Raw genomic sequence first — 17,080 nt, forward strand, 5'->3', positions numbered from 1 at the left:
TATCTAACCTAATTATAAGGGTCTTTTTATATTTGTCTACCATAAGGGGATTATACTATTAAGGAGTTTTTTTTATTTTGAATTTTTCAAATAATTTCTAAAATTAGGTATACGAATTATAGAAATAGGCATATAATAAAAGTAATAAAAAATATTTTAGTAATCAAATAAATTCTATTAATAAAATAAGGGGGTATAACTATGAATTATTTAGATTTATATTTACAAAGGAATAATAGTAAGAGATATGAGGTTTATAAAAAAACAGGGGTAAGTCAGCAATTGTTAGCCACACATACAACGAAAAAAATAGAAAACTATTCAAATAAAGTTATAATGGCATTAGCAAAAGCTTTAGAAAAAACTCCAGGAACTGTATTAGATGAACTTTTAGCGTTAGCAAAAGAAAATCCAGCCTTTGAAGCTTATAATCCAGCAGAGTTATTAATGGCTTTGGATTACAAATACGATATAATTACAATTAAAGGGGCTTACTGTAAAGAAATCTATAAGTTAATGAAAAGTCAATTATCAGAAACAGAAAGTATGGGCTTTGAATTAGGAAGTGGAGGGGTAGCCACAATACTAGCTTATGCAATAAATGCAGCAAGAGATCTTTTTGGTAATTCAGATAAGGTCACTAATGAAATTGAAAGAAAAGTTATATCTTATAAATTAGAAAGTGCTTCAGAGGAACAAGTAACCATAAGAAGAAAACAATTAGACTATTAAAAAGATGGAACATATACTGTTGTTTGTTCCGTCGCAAGCTCCAAGTCACCACAACAGTATATGTTCCATCTGAGAACTGAAGGAAACAACTCATCTAGATGAGTTGTAAAAAGTATATAGTATTGCTTGTTCCGTCGCAAGCTCCAAGTCACCACAATACTATATACACACTCTTTAGTACTGAATGAAACAACTCATGGATATGAGTTGTAAAAGATATAGTATTGTTTGTTCCGTGGCAAGCTATAGTATTGGAAGTTAGTAATTATTATACTGGTTCAATATCTAAATTAAATGGAAATTCTTCAGCTTCTTTTAGTTGAAAGTTTACTTTATATCCCAGTCCGTCTTTATAAAAAAATCCGTCATTTAGTTCAATTTTTATGTAACACATATTTTCATCATTTTCATTATTATGTGCAAAGTACCAAGGTTCAAATACTTTAATTAATTTTTCTCTTAACTCTCTATTATCTGCTAATAATGGATGACCAATATTATAAGCATTTCCATTGAATCGATAAAATTCATTACATAGTGAAACTTGACTGTTTTCCTCTAATTCGCGAACCTTTTGTGAATTTGAGTAGGTAACCACATAAAATGAATTATTTTCAAAAAAAGTATCAACAACTCTAACTGATGGTTTGTTATCCTTCACAGTAGCTATTGAAAATTGACAATCCTTTGCAAATAATTCATTCATAGTATATAAAGCTTTTTTATAAATTTCCATTTTTAATCCTCCTAAAAATTCTAATTTATTGAGTAATTTAAAAAATTAGTATATATAAGTATCATTATACCATATTTTGTAAAATATTACTATTTAATTATAATCTATAATAAAAATGCGAATTATTATTAAATTGTATTATAATGCGAAGCAAAATTATTTTTTATAATATATAGATAAATCAGAGTCTTATTAAGATATTATTTTAGTTAAGAACAATGATAATATAATACTGTGAATTTTTGTTTAGAAGGAAATATTCCTTATTTAATATTTGATAATGTTGGACACAAATTAAAAATAAATGATTATGAATTAATAAAACAAGATATAAATAATACAGATTAGAAATCTTAATTATGGAAATAATGTTAAATATAAGAGGAGGTAAATGGATGATATCTGAAAATGTTTTAAAAGAAATTTTTGAAAGTAAATATGGAACAAATCAATTTGATGAAGATAATTATATAAGAAATATACTGGTTCATTTCTTATATTTAACTGCATTAAATGGTGGAGAGAAAAATAGATTAGAATATGATTGTGATGCTTTTTATTATAAAAAACATAGAGGCTTAACAAATAAGGAAGCTCTTTATGCTGACACAATAATTTCTTTTTGGACTCCATATAGTTTAGCTATTTATATAGTAACTGGAGTGAAATATAGAAAAACTAAAGAAAGCATTAAAAAAATAATTGAACTAATTGATAATAAAGATTCTAAAATATTAAGTGTTAATAAAATATTTGAGCCCTTTGCTAGAATATATTATACAAAGGGAAATTTTATGTTACTACCTCATAGAATGATGAATAATAGTCGATATAAAATATGCCAAGATAGAATTGATGAAACTGTATATGAGTGTTTTGATGATGGAAAACTATCATGCTATTTTAAAGACAATAATGAACTTATAAAATGGATAAATGAACAAAATTTAATTTCTATTTTTAGAAATAGAAATATAGATAAGGAATATGTAATTAAATTTAATAAACAAAGTAAATTTAATTATTCTACAAGTTTAGATGAGATTCAGAAATATATAGATAGATCAGTGGAGCTAATATTAGAAAGAAATAGATAGAATATATTTATATAAACTAATAAGCTTTAAAGTAATATTTATTATAAAAAGTTGTTGTAGTTAAATTAAAAAAGGTAATAAACATTTTAGTGGTTTATTACCTTTTTAATTAAATTTTATTTATATATTATTAATACATACTGTCAATAATTCCTTAATTTCTTAATTCTTTCATTCTTTCATTCCTTAATTTCCAACTATTACTTATTATCTATTACTTATTATCTATATTAATGATTTTGTAAATCTCTTTTTCTTCTATTGTTTCTTTTTCTAATAGCTTCATAGCTAGTTTATCTAAAGTATCTCTGTTTTCTTTTAGAGTATTTATTGTTTCTTGGTATAAGGAATTAACTAATTCTCTACATTCCTCTACAATAGGATTTCCATAAGAAGTTGAAAGATTACCTAGTTTTGATAATTTTAATAATCCTAATGTGTTTCCCATTCCATATTCGGAAATCATGGACATAGCCATTTCTGTTGTTTGACTTAAGTCTCCTTCAGCACCAGTTGAAATTTTTTCTTTTCCAAAGATTATTTCTTCTGCAGCTCTACCGCCTAGTAGAACCATAATTCTATTTTTTAAATAATCTAATCTTTGATAAGATTTATCTTTAGGTATTGTTAGAGTATATCCACCAACACCATTAGTAGTAGGAATAATAGTGATTTTTGATACCTTATCTTCAGGTGTTTTTATAAGAGAAAGAAGAGCATGTCCAGCTTCGTGATAGGAAGTTAAAAGCCTATCTTCTTCTAGATAATGACCTCTTTCTTTCTTCTCATAGCCTGCAAGTACAATTGAGTAAGCTTTATTTATATGTTCCTCTGTTAATGAAGGAGAATTTTCTTTAGCTGCTATAATTGCAGCTTCATTAATTAAGCTTTCTAGTTTTGCACCTGAGAAATAAGCAGTTTTTTTAGCAATATTTTTTATATTTATTTCAGTATAAGGCTTATTTTCTAAATGAAGAGATATTATTTTTTCTCTTGCAGATAAATCAGGTAATGAAACCTCTATATGTCTATCGAATCTACCAGGTCTAAGAAGAGCTGAATCAAGGGTATCCAATCTATTAGTAGCAGCAATAACTACAATTCCTTCTTGTTCACCAAAGCCTGACATTTCAGTTAATAGAGCATTTAAAGTTTGATCTCTTTCATCATTACCACTAGAAGAATTAGCACCGCCTCTTTTTTTACCTATTGCATCTATTTCATCAATAAAGATAACAGCTTTTCCCATTGCCTTTGCCTTCTTAAATAGGTTTCTTATTCTAGCAGCACCAACCCCTACATATACTTGTACAAAATCAGAACCACTTAAAGCATAAAATGGAACTTTAGCTTCACCTGCAACTGCTTTTGCAAGAAGAGTTTTACCAGTACCAGGAGAACCATAAAGGATAACTCCCTTTGGCATTCTAGCTCCATACTCTTTATATTTTTCAGGGTTCTTTAAAAAGTCTACGATGTCCATAAGACTTTCTTTAGCTTCTTCATTTCCAGCAACTGAATTAAAATTTAATATATTTTTATCTTCAGAAAAATCTTTTATATCTAGGTTAGTAATTTTAGAGCCACTTCTTTTTCCCATAGATATAAAAACAATAGAAATTATCGAAGCTAAAAGAACCATAGAAGTAATAGTTTTAGAAGGGCTACTTATATTTTCATCTGAAATATCTATATTATTTTTTAATAAATCTTCCTTTAATGTTGGGCTATTAGGATTTTCAGTAGAATATTTACTACCATCCTTTAAAAATACAGTAAGTTTTGAGTTATTATTAATAATTACCTTAGATATATTATTATCAGTTATATCTTGTAAAAATATTGAATATTGTTTATTGTAGTTTGCAGTTTTCCCAAAACTTAAATACATTAAAACTAATGTTGAAAGAATAGCTGTTGCTATTGGAATAAAAATTAAATTTTTCTTTAATTTATTCATGATTACCTCCTATAAAGAAGATTAATTATCAAAAATATTTTAGCATTTTAAAAAATTTAGTCCACTTAATAACCTAGATTATTCCTATGTAAGTGTTGGAATATATGCTAAAATAAAAGATATCTTTTAAATTTTATGCAAATAGTGTATACTTTAATAAAATAGCTGACTGATTAGACTAATGATTTTAAGAAGTAATATATAAGGAGAGATAATGAAATTGCTTTATTCAACTGTGTTATCATCAATGGATATTACTAAGTTAGTTAACTCAAAAAGCAAAGATAAGGGGATAGAGATAACCCATATAGAAATAAATGAGGGCATAAGTTTTTCAGGAAATATATTTAGTAAAATAAATAGTAAATTTAGTGGCAACCTCTATATAAAGAGTTTTTACGATAACAAAATAGTTATTGGTACTAAAGACATAAATATAGATAAATTAGGTATGTTAAAGGGAATCAGCAATATAGTTTTAAAATCAGTAGTTAAAATCATTGGCGAAGAACAACTTAGTATAAAAGGAAAAGATATTGTGATTGACTTAGAGAAGTATGAAGCAATTATAGAAGATGTATATATAAAGGACAAGTTTCTTTATATAATAGGATCTGATTTAAAGTTTTATATCAATGCATAATTAATTTATTAATGGGAGGTAGGTATGAATGAATATTTCAAGTGTTAGAGTAGCCTTATCAGGCTTAGATTTATTGAGTATGATAAATGAATTTGTAAGTGTAGAGGGTTTAAATTTACAAAAAATAGATATAGATGATGAAATAAGGCTATATGGAAGCTTTACTAAAGGTATAACAATTAACTTTGAAGTGGGTGTTAAGCTTAGTAGAGTGGAAGATGGAATAGTACATGGTGAAGTTTCCTCCGTTAAGGTAGCTAAATTGAAGATATTTTCAATAGCAAGAAAGGCTGCATTAAAGTTTGCGTTAAAATCTCTAGAAGAAAAAGGGATAAGCTATAAGGATGGAAAAGTAGTAATAAATGTTAAGTATTTATTAAAGGATGTTCCATATGTTGATTTAGATATATCAGATATATATTTCGCTCAAAATCTTTTAAATGTTGAAGTAGCTAATATAAATCTTTCACTAAAGGGTACATTAATAAAGGAAGATCCATTATTGGAAGAAGAGAAAGAAAAGGAAGCTGAATCAAAAAAAGATTTTGAGTTAATTGAGGAAAATATAGTAAAGGTAGAGGATCATTATAGTAGAGGAAGAAATTTTGCAGTAGAAAAACTTCCTAAAAAAATTAAAACTTATAGTGATTATTTATTTATAGTTCCAGATATGGCAGCTTTGTTATATAGATTATTAAAAGATAAAAGAGTTTCTATAAAAACCAAAGTTATTATTTCTGCGGCTATAGCATATATTGCTTTCCCAACGGATATAATACCAAATAAAATACCTTTTATAGGAAAGGTAGATGAAATAGCAGTTGCATTTTTTGCACTAGAAAGAATTATATCTGATGTACCAGTTCAAGTGGTCTTAGAAAACTGGGAAGGTAAAAATGATATTGTTTTTGTATTAAGAAACTCTATTGAATATGTTGTAAACTTCACAGGTGCTAAAAACGTAGAGAAGATTTACAACTTTATTGAGGAAATCGTGTCATTATAAAAGAAGGCAAGGAGTATTATAAATGGCAAAAAAAGTTTATGCAATTAAGGAAGGCTTTAATTTTAATACAAATGAAAAAGTTGAAAATTTAATAGTAGATACATGGGCAGAATGTCAAAGGTATATAAAAGGTGTTAAAGGCGCTAAATATAAAAGCTTCGAAGATATTAATGAAGCTAAGGCATTTTTATCTAAAGGGGATGGCATGTTAAAAAAAGGTGTAGATAGTTATCCCATGGATTGCTTACATATATATGTAGACGGAAGTTATAATATATCAACAGAAAGATATGCTTATGCTTTAGTAGCTGTGAAAGATAATATAATAGAATATGTGGAAAATGGTAGAAGTGAAGATAATTCAAATAAAGCTATAAGACAAATTGCTGGAGAGCTAGAGGCTACAGTTAAAGGTGTAGAATATGCTTTAAGGCAAAATGAAAGAAAAGTAGTTATTTTCCATGACTATGCTGGAATAGCTCATCATGCTACTGGGTTTTGGGAAAGAAAAGACCAATCATCAGTAGCCTATCATAATAAGATGAAAAGCTTAATTGATAGTGGAATTGAAGTGATTTTCGTTAAGGTAGATAGTCATACTGGAGATTTATATAATGAAATTGCAGACGAAAAATGTAAGGAAGCTTTAAATATAGAATCTAGTAATGAGTTTTATAAATACCTAGGAAGTAATAAAAGATATGTTTCTAAAGCTTTAGTTNGTTAAAGAAAAACTTAAAAATATAGCTAAAGATAGGGAATTTAATATTATTCCTAAGGATAATTCAATTATTATAGAAACCATAGATGAAGCAATAGAAAAAGTAGACAATAAAGAAATAGCTTTAGATAATAATGAAGAAAATGAAGAAATATTATGCAAGCTGAAAGAAGTCTTATTAAAACTTCCAAAAGAAAAACAAAAAGACGTTTTAAGCTATGCAGAATATCTTTTAAATAAAGAAAATAAAAAATAATTATAAAAATCATTTCATGAATATAAGATTAAAAAATACAAATAATAAATTTAGAATAATGTTTATGAGGTGATATTATGTTAAGATTGCTTAAAGGAATGGTAGCAGGAGCTGTGTTAGGAGTTGCAGTAAGTGCTATTATGTTGCCACAATTAGATAGAAAAACTCAAAGAAACTTAAAAAGAGTAAGCAGAAGGGCTGTGAATATGGCTGAAGATGCTTGCGATATGATGATGGGATACATGAGATAAAAATACCATCATATAAATCAAACTCAATAATTCTGAATATATTAAGAATTATTCCTTTTGACATAAGAGATAAAATATAGTGCTAGTATGATTTGAAAATGTAAAATCATACTAGCATTATATTTTTATCTATTTTTTTATGATTAAATTAATTATATTTAAAAAGTTTAAATAATTAGTACTTTTATTTAGTTTAATGATATAATATTTAAAAAGAAAAAATAAGAAAATATTATTATTTATATTTAATTTTGACGAAAAAAGCAAATTAGTAGGTTTATTATATGGAGAATTACTATTTAAATTGGTTAAATTATGATATAATTTAAAATAATAGGAAAAGTTAATAATATTAATATATTGGTATGAAAAGGAAGAGTAATAATGGAGATTCTTGCATTAGGAGAAAAAATAAAAAGAAGACGAAAAGAGTTAGATATGACTCTAAAGGATTTAGCTGGGGATAGAATTACTCCAGGACAAATCAGCTTGGTTGAATCAGGACGATCTAATCCTTCTATGGATCTACTTGAATATTTAGCAGGAGCTTTACAAACTTCAGTTGAGTACTTAATGGAATCGGAAGAAACACAAGCTGAAAAGATAAGTGTTTACTATGAGCAAATTGCCGAATCATATATTTTATCCGGAGATTACATTACTGGAGAAAAATATATAGAAAATGCTTTATATTATGTTGAAAAATATAATTTAGAGTATAGAAAGGCAAAAATTATATATTTAAGAGCTCAAATATGTAAATCTAAAGGCGAATATACTTTAGCACAGCAATTTTTCTTATCATCAAATGTTATCTTTATTAAAAACAATAATTACGAAGAAATAATAAATACCTTCTTAAACTTAGGAGAAATAACTTTAAAACAAAAAGCATTTCATTCAGCTAGCAGTTATTTAAGACAAGCTGAAAAGGTCTACTTAGACAACAATATTGGAGATGACTTTTTACTAGGTGAAATATATTATTATATGGCACAAGCTTATTTCAATATAGAAGATGTTACTAGAGCTATGAATTATTCATTTTTAGCAAAGAGTAAGTTTGAACAAGTGAGAAATAGGGAAGAATATGCTAAAACATTATTATTATTATCAGAAGAATATAATAGACAGGGTGATTTAGCAAACGCTATTAAATATTCCCAAAAAACTTTAGAAGTTTATAAAGAGCTAGATGAGTTGAATAATATATCTGAAATAGAAAATAATTTGGGGAAATTATTCTATGAATTTGAAAACATTGAAGAATCCTTCAAGCATTATGAAATTTCTAAGGATATTAGAATAAGAAGAAATGATTCTAAGATAGTTAATACATTAATGAATATTTGTGAGAACTATATTAAGTTAAAGGATATTTCAAAATGCGAAGAAGTACTTATAGAAATAACTTCTTACCTAACAGAAGGAGATATAGAAAATCTTATAGAGTTAAATTTACTATGGTATAGAATTTATATTCTTAAGGAATTATTTAAGGAAGCTGAATATGTTTTACTTGATACTTATGATTTAGCTAAGAAGAATAATTCACAAAAACAAGCAGGGCAATTAGCAATAATGATAGGAAAGTTCTATATAGATAATAAGAAGGAAGTAGAAGCGGCTAAGTATTTAGACGAGGGAGTTAATATTTTTAGGAAGTTAGGAATACTTAAAAACTAATTCAGGCGGGGGATTTAAATGGAAATATTATCAACTGGCGAAAAAATTAAAAGGGCAAGGGTATATCAAGGAATAACGTTAAAAGAATTATGCGGAAGTAAAGTTTCCATATCTAAAATGAGTTGTATAGAAAATGGAAAAATTAAAGCGGACAAGGATATTCTAGAATATATATCAGAAAAGCTTGGACTTGATTATGATTACTTGGTAAGAGATGTAGAAGAGCAAATAACAAGCAATTTAAAACTAATCAATAGGGGATTAGTTCCAGATGAAGAAATGGATAATGTTATAAATCATAATTTGAATTATGCTTTAGATTATGCCTATAATGATTTAGCCTTTGAATTAATTCATAAATTATTTAGTTATTATGTTAGTAAAAATAAGGTTGAAAATATACAATTAATGATATCACAATATTATGATTTATATCAAAAGAACAATACTCCCGAAAACACTATTACTTATTATGTAGATATGGCAACCTTCTTTTATAGTATAGAAGATTATAATGAAGCTATAAATTACTTTAGTAGAGCAAGATCAATAATTAAAAGTAAAAAAAATTTTAATAAAGCAGATTATGCCTATATTTGCTATAGAGAAGGAAAATCTTTTGAAAAGCTAGGCCGATTAGAGGAAGCTTATGATATTTTTAAGGAAGCTTTAAAATATATAGATAATATAGAGAAAGACCTAGATAAGGGTGATATTTATCATAGCTTTGCAATTGTTTGTATAAGATTAGATAAGGGTGGATATGAAGAATATATAAATTTAGCTTATAAATATAAGAAAGAAAAATTAGCAGTATTAGCAAGTGCTAAAGGTAAAACTGGAGAAAGCTATTTTTATGTAAACAACAGGGAAAAGGCAATTGAAGAAATTATGGAAGGAATAGATTTATTTCCAACAATTGATGAAAAGAAATATGTTAAATTCTTAAATAAATGTGTTAAAACTCTTTATGAAAATAAAGAATATGATATTGCCTATGAAATTACAGATAGAGCCTTAAATTCTGCAATTGATACTAATGATATAGTACTAATTGAAGAAGCATATTATTTAAAGGGTATGATACTTCAAAAGAAAGAACTATATATTCAAGCTGAAATGTATATGAACCTTTCGCTAGATTCGTTGTTTAAATTTGCTAACAAAGAAAAAAGACATGAAAGATATCTTGATATGGGTGAAATGTATTATAAGTTAGGGGATGTAAAAGATTCCTTGAAATACTTTACATTAGCTATGAAACTAGAGAAATAATATATATTGGTTATAAAAATAAAAGCTCATAAAGAAGTTAAAAATTTTGTTAACTTCTTTATGAGCTTTCAATTTTAAAAGTATTCTACTTTATACTCATAAATATTTTAATGTTTTTAAAAACTATAATTACTTTTTATTTGGATGGAAAAATGATGATATTATATTAGCTAATGAATATTTTGAGAATACGCTTGGTACGAAAAATAATCCTCTCATTAAAATCAACCCTTTCTAATCTTTTAATTTAATCACTTATGTTTAAATTATACTTGCAAACCCATTAGAATGCATTGACTTAAATGTTTAGTTTTAAGTACATTTAAGTTATTTACAAAATTTCCAAGATATAAAAAAGTACAAAGAAACACTAAAAAGTTGTGTCTTTGTACTTTTGATTATAATATTTACCTACTTAATGTTTTTAATTACTATAAGCTTAGCATCATATCCCTTTAATTCAGTAATAATATTTAAAATTGTATTTTTCTTAGAATAACTAAATTCTATTTTAGGGAAGGAAGCTTTGTGTAATATCTCTTTTTCTTCCTTCTTTAATCTATCTGGGGACCCCATGGATAACCAGTAGTTATAAGAAGAACCAATTCTTTCACTTATTTCGTAAGTTATTATTCTAGAAGATTTTTTTATGTTTTCAATATTTAAAGATGTTTTCTTTTTATAAATCTTTCTCTTACCACGTTTAGTAAAGATATTTTCGAAGCTTTGTAATTCTTCAAGTTCATCAGTATAAGAATACAATAGAATACAATACTCATCATCCTTTTTAGTAACTATTAATCCATTGTCTATAGTTACAATCTCATCACCTAATTTACTTAATAAGTAGTAGGCATAATAAGATGGCTTTCTTATTCCCATATCATTTACTAAACCAGGAGCACCTATAAATACCTCATTTGTTAAGCTTATTTCCTTTTCTAAAACATCAAAAGCTCTTAAAAAGCTTAATGAATTTTTATTAAATATTGTGTTATGGATAATAAATGGTAACATAAATGCTGTATCATAAATTTTATTTAAGCTTTTATCACAAATAAAATCTTCTTCTATAACCTCTATATTATATTCATTAGATATAAATTCTAATAATGACATCTTTAAGCTTCTATTTATAATAGGAGTACATTGAAATTTAAATTCAGTTATATCAATATAATCTATTTCTGAAAAATACTCAAAAAAGCTATTTAGGATATGTTTATATTTTTCTAGTGAAAAATTAGGATTATCTATTAAAATAAGAGGTTTTAAATCAATATAATCCAAAAATTCAATAATGCTTTTAGCTTTATTCCAGTTATAGAAGTCAGCTTTAGGGAAAACCCCCATATCATTATTAAACATATTTTCTAATCTAACATATTTAAAGTGAAGCTCTTCTTGAATTTCCTCTAGTATATCTTTATTATCCTCTAGAAGTAAATCAAAGGCATCATCTAAATTTATTATTTCTCTAAAATTCTTGTTAAGTTCCCCTTGACTCTCATCCATATTTATATGGACTTTCCATAGTTTATTTTCATAATTAAATCTTTCGTAATCATCTAATTCTGATGATAGATATTCTAAGGCATCCTCAAGATTTAAAATTTCGATTATTTTACTGCTCTCATATTCTTCTTCCGTTAATTTATTTTTTTTCCTATATTGAAGTGGAGTACATCCATAGTAGTTTTTAAAATTTTTATTTAAATATCTAACATGGGAGAAACCAACTTCATCTGAAATGTCAGAAATACTTAAGTCACTATCTAATAATAATTTAACAGATTCTTCAACTCTAGTCTGATTAACTAAATCAGTAAAGCTATTCCCAGTTGCATTTTTTATTTCATGAGATAAATAATGAGGGCTTAAAAATTCTTTCTTAGCAATTTCTTGTAGTGTAATATTACTATCATAATTATTAAATATATACTTAGAAATTCTATGATATCTTGCTAATTGTTCAGTATTAGATTTTAATTCTTCTCTTTCATAAGTTAAGTAATGAAAATTATTTATAAGATGATAAAGCAAATCTATTAATAATGACTCTACTTCCTTATCAAAATCATCTAACTTTTGTACTGACTCACATAAAAGTTTAGCTAGAAAATTTCTAAGTAAATCATATTCTTCTCCTTCTTGAGCACCATCATCAGTGGAGTTAGTGTAAAAGAAAATATTATTTATATCCTTATAATACTTTTCAAAGAAGGAAGGATCTATATGAAACATTAAGACTCTATTATCTTCATCACTATAAATTCTATGTGCTTCGTCAACGTTTATAATCTCCATTTCTTTTTCTAATACTTCAAAGGAATCTGTATCTACATTAACATTTATGCTTCCTCTTAAAACATAAAGTATTTCAATAGAATTATGCCAATGTATTGGATATTCCCTTATGTTAGCATATGTTATTTTTATAGGAGAGTCTGCTGGGTAAACTATATATTCTCTTCTTATAAAAATCACCTCATTTTGTTATAATAATATAATTATATCCTATTATTTGAAAAATAGAAAAGGATTAAAATTATAAAATATACTTTGACTTTCTTTGACTTTTGTATTATTATTTAAATGTAGATTAAAATATATATATAAAGTAGTATATAAAGGAGTGAAGCACATGAACGTTGAAAAAATGACATTAAGGGTTCAACAAGCACTAAATGATGCTAGTATGATTGCAGTCAAATTTAATCACCAACAAGTAGAACTAATACATTTATTCACAGCATTAGTAGAACAAGAGGATGGGCTAATACCTAATATATTTACTAAAATGGGTGTTAGTGTAAAGTCAATAGATGATGATTTAAATAGAGCATTAGGAAATATGCCAAAGGTTTTAGGCGAGGGTGCTAACTCATCTGGGGTTTATGCTACTAGGCAAATAGAAGAAGTATTAGTAAAAGCTGAAGATATAGCTAAGAAATTTGAAGATTCATATATTAGTGTTGAGCATTTAATGCTTGCAATAATTGAAGTAGATAAAAATGGTGAAGTAAAGAGGATATTAGATAAATATAATATTAATAAAAAAACATTTATGAATGTTTTAAAGGAAGTAAGAGGTAATCAAAGAGTAGAAACTCAAGATCCAGAAGGAACTTATGATGCTTTAGGTAAGTATGGTACTAACTTAACAGACCTTGCTAAAAAGCATAAATTAGATCCTGTAATAGGTAGAGATGAAGAAATAAGAAGAACTATTAGAATTTTATCAAGAAGAACAAAAAATAATCCTGTATTAATAGGTGAACCTGGTGTTGGTAAAACTGCTATAGTAGAAGGATTAGCAGAAAGAATTATTAGAGGAGATGTTCCAGAAGGGTTAAAGAATAAAGTTATATTCTCTTTAGATATGGGTTCATTAATAGCTGGTGCTAAATATAGAGGTGAATTTGAAGAAAGATTAAAGGCTGTATTAAAAGAAGTTCAAAGCAGTGAAGGTAGAATAATTCTATTTATTGATGAAATTCACACAATAGTTGGTGCTGGTAAAACTGATGGTGCTATGGATGCAGGTAACTTAATTAAGCCTTTACTTGCAAGAGGAGAATTGCACTGTATAGGTGCTACAACCTTTGATGAATATAGACAGTATATTGAAAAAGACAAGGCTTTAGAAAGAAGATTCCAACCTGTAATAGTAGATGAACCAACAGTTGATGATACTATATCAATTCTTAGAGGATTAAAGGAAAGATTTGAAATACATCATGGAATAAGAATTCATGATTCAGCTTTAGTGGCAGCAGCAAAATTATCACATAGATATATTCAAGATAGATTTTTACCAGATAAGGCAATAGATTTAATTGATGAAGCTGGTGCTATGATAAGAACTGAAATAGATTCTCTTCCAACAGAACTTGATAACATTAGAAGGAAATTATTCCAATTGGAAATTGAAAAGGAAGCTCTTACAAAGGAAAAGGATGAAGGTTCTAAAAAGAAATTAGAGGCTTTAGATAAAGATATTGCAGAACTTAAAGCAGAAAATGATGCTATGACAGCAAAATTTGAAAAGGAAAAGGATGCAATAGTAAATTTAAGGGACTTAAAAACTAAGCTAGATGAAGCAAGAGGAGATTTAGAAGCTGCTCAAAGAAATTATAACTATAATAAGGCAGCAGAAATTCAATATAGTGTAATTCCAGCTTTAGAAGAAGAAATAAAACAAAAAGAAGTGGAAGTAAAGGAAAACTACGAAGGAGCTCTTTTAAAAGAAGAGGTAACTGAAGAAGAGGTATCTAAGGTACTTTCTAAGTGGACTGGAATTCCAGTAACTAATCTTTTAGAAGGAGAAAGAGAAAAGCTTCTAAGATTAGAAAGTGAAATTGAAAAGAGAGTTATTGGCCAAGAAGAAGCTATAACTGCAGTATCTAATGCTATTCTTAGAGCAAGAGCAGGCTTAAAGGATGCTAATAAACCAATAGGTTCATTTATATTTTTAGGTCCAACTGGTGTTGGTAAGACAGAACTTGCTAAGACATTAGCTAGAAACTTATTTGATTCAGAAGAAAATATTATAAGAATTGATATGTCTGAATATATGGAAAAACATTCAGTTTCTAGACTAGTGGGAGCTCCTCCAGGATATGTTGGATATGATGAAGGTGGTCAACTTACAGAGGCGGTAAGAAGAAATCCATATAGTGTAATACTTTTTGATGAAATTGAAAAGGCTCATGAAGATGTATTTAATATCTTCTTACAAATCTTAGATGATGGTAGATTAACTGATAATAAAGGAAAAACTATAGATTTTAAAAATACTATTATAATTATGACTTCTAATATAGGTAGTAGCTATCTTTTAGAAAATAAGAGTGAAGATAGTGTAGATCCAGAAATTAGAAGTGAAGTTATGAATGAAATGAAACTAAGATTTAAGCCTGAATTCTTAAATAGAGTAGACGATATAATTATGTTTAAGCCTTTATCTGAAAGTGGTATTAAGAAGATAATAGAAATTTTCTTAGAAGAAATATCAGGAAGATTAAAGGAAAGAAATATAACTATAGATGTAACTGATGCAGCTAAGACAATTATGGCAAGAGAAGGTTATGATCCAGTATACGGTGCTAGACCATTAAAGAGATATATTCAAAATACATTAGAAAATAAATTAGCTAGATTAATTATAAAAGGTGATATTGGATATGGCTCACATGTTGTAGTAGAAGCAGAAGGAGAAGAATTAGTTATAAAGTAGAGAATAACTAATAGTGAATAGGTAAAAAGTAAGAGGTAAAAAGTAAGAGGTAAAAAGTAAGAAGTAAAAAGTTAAATTAAAATCACATGTGAAATCATATTAGATTTCATATGTGATTTTCTTATGTTAATTTACTAGTTATTCATTTGTAATCACTTTAGAATGTAGCATCCAATATATCTAGGGGGAAAAAACTCATATAAATAAATCTTATCTATTTCCCCAATAAATTCCTTGAATTCTGATAGTAATATTCTTTCTGCTTCAAGAACTGTATTTGTATCATCAATCAACATTGTGACATGTGGTGTCCATCCTTTGCTACTTCCAAATAGTTCTTTAAGTTCCAACATATAGCCATTGATATCAGGTGCAACAAATAAAACCTCACCACCCCAAAAAATACCTATATGATGAAATTCAACTTCAATTGGTTTTGTTGAGAGAGTGATTTCTTTTAAAAAATCAACTAGTTCTGATTCCTTTTCACATGCAAGAGTTCCAATGGTAATATGAGTTGGAATATCTTTCGTTTGATTTCCAACAAATCCCTTAGAGTATAACTTATCTTGTAAAATATTTAGAGTTTTTTCTGTTTGGTCATTAAAACCAGCCATTACACATAAAAATTTATCCATCTCTTTCACTCCAATTCTATAATCTATTTAATAATAAGTTTCTTTTGCATATATTCTATTTCATATTTTGCTCCGATAAATTTAGGCCATTCTCCGGAACCACCAAGTCCATCCCCATCTTTTCTAGGAATAATGTGAATATGAAAATGTTGGATTGTTTGTCCAGCAGATTCATTATTTGCATTTAATAAATCAACTCCAGTGTATCCGCAATTTTCAACCAAGTGATTAGAAACTTTTTTTACAGTATTCATAAGGAATTTTAATGTATCATTATCACAATCCAAAATATTTTTAAAATGCTTTTTAGGAATTACAAGAATATGACCATCAGCATCTTTTGCTAGATCCATAAATGCAATCGTATATTTATCTTCAAAGACTTTCATACTTGAAGCTTCTCCTCTAACAATCTTACAAAAAATGCAATTATCCATTATTAATTCTCCTTCTTAATTATAAATTTTACTCTAGATGAAAGGTAAATTATATATATCTGACTTATCATAATATTTTAAGTGTTATTGATAAAAGTTAGTAATAGTAGTATTTTAATATTATACATTATTTACCAAATAAAAATGCATAAATATTAAAATTTATATAAATAATTATATGAAACTTTCTTTTTCATATTAATTTGCTATTAGTTTTGTATTTAATAAGAATAATTAGATTTTATTATTATTAGGACATTGATTTTAAATTAAAATTTAATTTAAATATAAAAAACTGTTGACATAATGCGACAAAATAGGGTATTATATTTTTCGTGGAAAAGATGCGTGTTTAGCTCAGCTGGATAGAGCAACGCCCTTCTAAGGCGTGGGCCAGGAGTTC

Annotated in this window: 14 protein-coding genes; 9 read left to right on the plus strand and 5 right to left on the minus strand. The window is 26.8% G+C overall.

Annotated elements, in window-relative coordinates:
• Nucleotides 1-201: 201 nt before the first annotated feature.
• Nucleotides 202-732, plus strand: a complete 531-nt coding sequence (locus HUJ77_RS04305; RefSeq protein WP_291707343.1) for a helix-turn-helix domain-containing protein — start codon at nucleotides 202-204, stop codon at nucleotides 730-732.
• A 268-nt stretch (nucleotides 733-1,000) separates the two neighbouring features.
• On the opposite strand, the gene HUJ77_RS04310 is transcribed toward HUJ77_RS04305, so the two are convergent.
• Nucleotides 1,001-1,468 carry a pyridoxamine 5'-phosphate oxidase family protein gene (locus HUJ77_RS04310; protein WP_291707344.1) on the minus strand — a complete coding sequence of 156 codons (468 nt, stop codon included), beginning with the start codon at nucleotides 1,466-1,468 and terminating at the stop codon, nucleotides 1,001-1,003.
• A gap of 395 nt (nucleotides 1,469-1,863) precedes the next feature.
• Between HUJ77_RS04310 and HUJ77_RS04315 the strand changes: the two genes are divergently transcribed.
• Nucleotides 1,864-2,565 (plus strand): hypothetical protein, encoded by a 702-nt coding sequence (locus HUJ77_RS04315; RefSeq protein WP_291707345.1) that lies wholly within the window; start codon nucleotides 1,864-1,866, stop codon nucleotides 2,563-2,565.
• A 214-nt stretch (nucleotides 2,566-2,779) separates the two neighbouring features.
• Here HUJ77_RS04315 and HUJ77_RS04320 read toward each other — a convergent pair whose 3' ends face one another.
• Nucleotides 2,780-4,525, minus strand: coding sequence for an FtsH/Yme1/Tma family ATP-dependent metallopeptidase (locus HUJ77_RS04320; RefSeq protein WP_291707346.1), 1,746 nt, complete (start codon nucleotides 4,523-4,525; stop codon nucleotides 2,780-2,782).
• Nucleotides 4,526-4,739: 214 nt separating this feature from the next.
• Here HUJ77_RS04320 and HUJ77_RS04325 point away from each other — a divergent pair, with 214 nt between their 5' ends.
• From HUJ77_RS04325 to HUJ77_RS04350, 6 genes are all read left to right on the plus strand, one after another.
• A complete protein-coding gene (locus HUJ77_RS04325; RefSeq protein ID WP_291707347.1) occupies nucleotides 4,740-5,168 on the plus strand; it encodes a hypothetical protein in 429 nt (142 codons plus the stop codon).
• Between the two features lie 28 nt (nucleotides 5,169-5,196).
• Nucleotides 5,197-6,174, plus strand: a complete 978-nt coding sequence (locus HUJ77_RS04330; protein ID WP_291707348.1) for a DUF1232 domain-containing protein — start codon at nucleotides 5,197-5,199, stop codon at nucleotides 6,172-6,174.
• A 22-nt stretch (nucleotides 6,175-6,196) separates the two neighbouring features.
• Nucleotides 6,197-6,901, plus strand: coding sequence for a ribonuclease H family protein (locus HUJ77_RS04335; RefSeq protein WP_291707349.1), 705 nt, complete (start codon nucleotides 6,197-6,199; stop codon nucleotides 6,899-6,901).
• A 327-nt stretch (nucleotides 6,902-7,228) separates the two neighbouring features.
• Nucleotides 7,229-7,402 (plus strand): YtxH domain-containing protein, encoded by a 174-nt coding sequence (locus HUJ77_RS04340; RefSeq protein ID WP_291707350.1) that lies wholly within the window; start codon nucleotides 7,229-7,231, stop codon nucleotides 7,400-7,402.
• Nucleotides 7,403-7,786: 384 nt separating this feature from the next.
• The gene (locus tag HUJ77_RS04345; RefSeq protein WP_291707351.1) at nucleotides 7,787-9,088 is read left to right on the plus strand and encodes a tetratricopeptide repeat protein; all 1,302 of its coding nucleotides are present in this window, start codon (nucleotides 7,787-7,789) and stop codon (nucleotides 9,086-9,088) included.
• Nucleotides 9,089-9,106: 18 nt separating this feature from the next.
• Nucleotides 9,107-10,363 carry a helix-turn-helix transcriptional regulator gene (locus tag HUJ77_RS04350; protein WP_291707352.1) on the plus strand — a complete coding sequence of 419 codons (1,257 nt, stop codon included), beginning with the start codon at nucleotides 9,107-9,109 and terminating at the stop codon, nucleotides 10,361-10,363.
• Nucleotides 10,364-10,774: 411 nt separating this feature from the next.
• On the opposite strand, the gene HUJ77_RS04355 is transcribed toward HUJ77_RS04350, so the two are convergent.
• On the minus strand, nucleotides 10,775-12,841 hold the full coding sequence (locus HUJ77_RS04355; protein ID WP_291707390.1) for a helix-turn-helix domain-containing protein: 2,067 nt from the start codon (nucleotides 12,839-12,841) through the stop codon (nucleotides 10,775-10,777).
• A 166-nt stretch (nucleotides 12,842-13,007) separates the two neighbouring features.
• On the opposite strand from HUJ77_RS04355, the gene clpB reads away from it, so the two are divergent.
• Complete coding sequence (clpB, locus tag HUJ77_RS04360) at nucleotides 13,008-15,602, plus strand: ATP-dependent chaperone ClpB (protein WP_291707353.1); 2,595 nt, start codon at nucleotides 13,008-13,010, stop codon at nucleotides 15,600-15,602.
• A gap of 152 nt (nucleotides 15,603-15,754) precedes the next feature.
• On the opposite strand, the gene HUJ77_RS04365 is transcribed toward clpB, so the two are convergent.
• Together HUJ77_RS04365 and HUJ77_RS04370 are read right to left on the minus strand one after the other, a co-directional pair.
• Nucleotides 15,755-16,240, minus strand: a complete 486-nt coding sequence (locus tag HUJ77_RS04365) for a 2'-5' RNA ligase (protein WP_291707354.1) — start codon at nucleotides 16,238-16,240, stop codon at nucleotides 15,755-15,757.
• Nucleotides 16,241-16,263: 23 nt separating this feature from the next.
• The gene (locus HUJ77_RS04370) at nucleotides 16,264-16,677 is read right to left on the minus strand and encodes an HIT domain-containing protein (RefSeq protein ID WP_291707355.1); all 414 of its coding nucleotides are present in this window, start codon (nucleotides 16,675-16,677) and stop codon (nucleotides 16,264-16,266) included.
• Between the last annotated feature and the right edge of the window lie 403 nt (nucleotides 16,678-17,080).

It is taken from the genome of Clostridium sp. (assembly GCF_021443865.1).
Lineage (GTDB): Bacteria > Bacillota > Clostridia > Clostridiales > Clostridiaceae > Clostridium.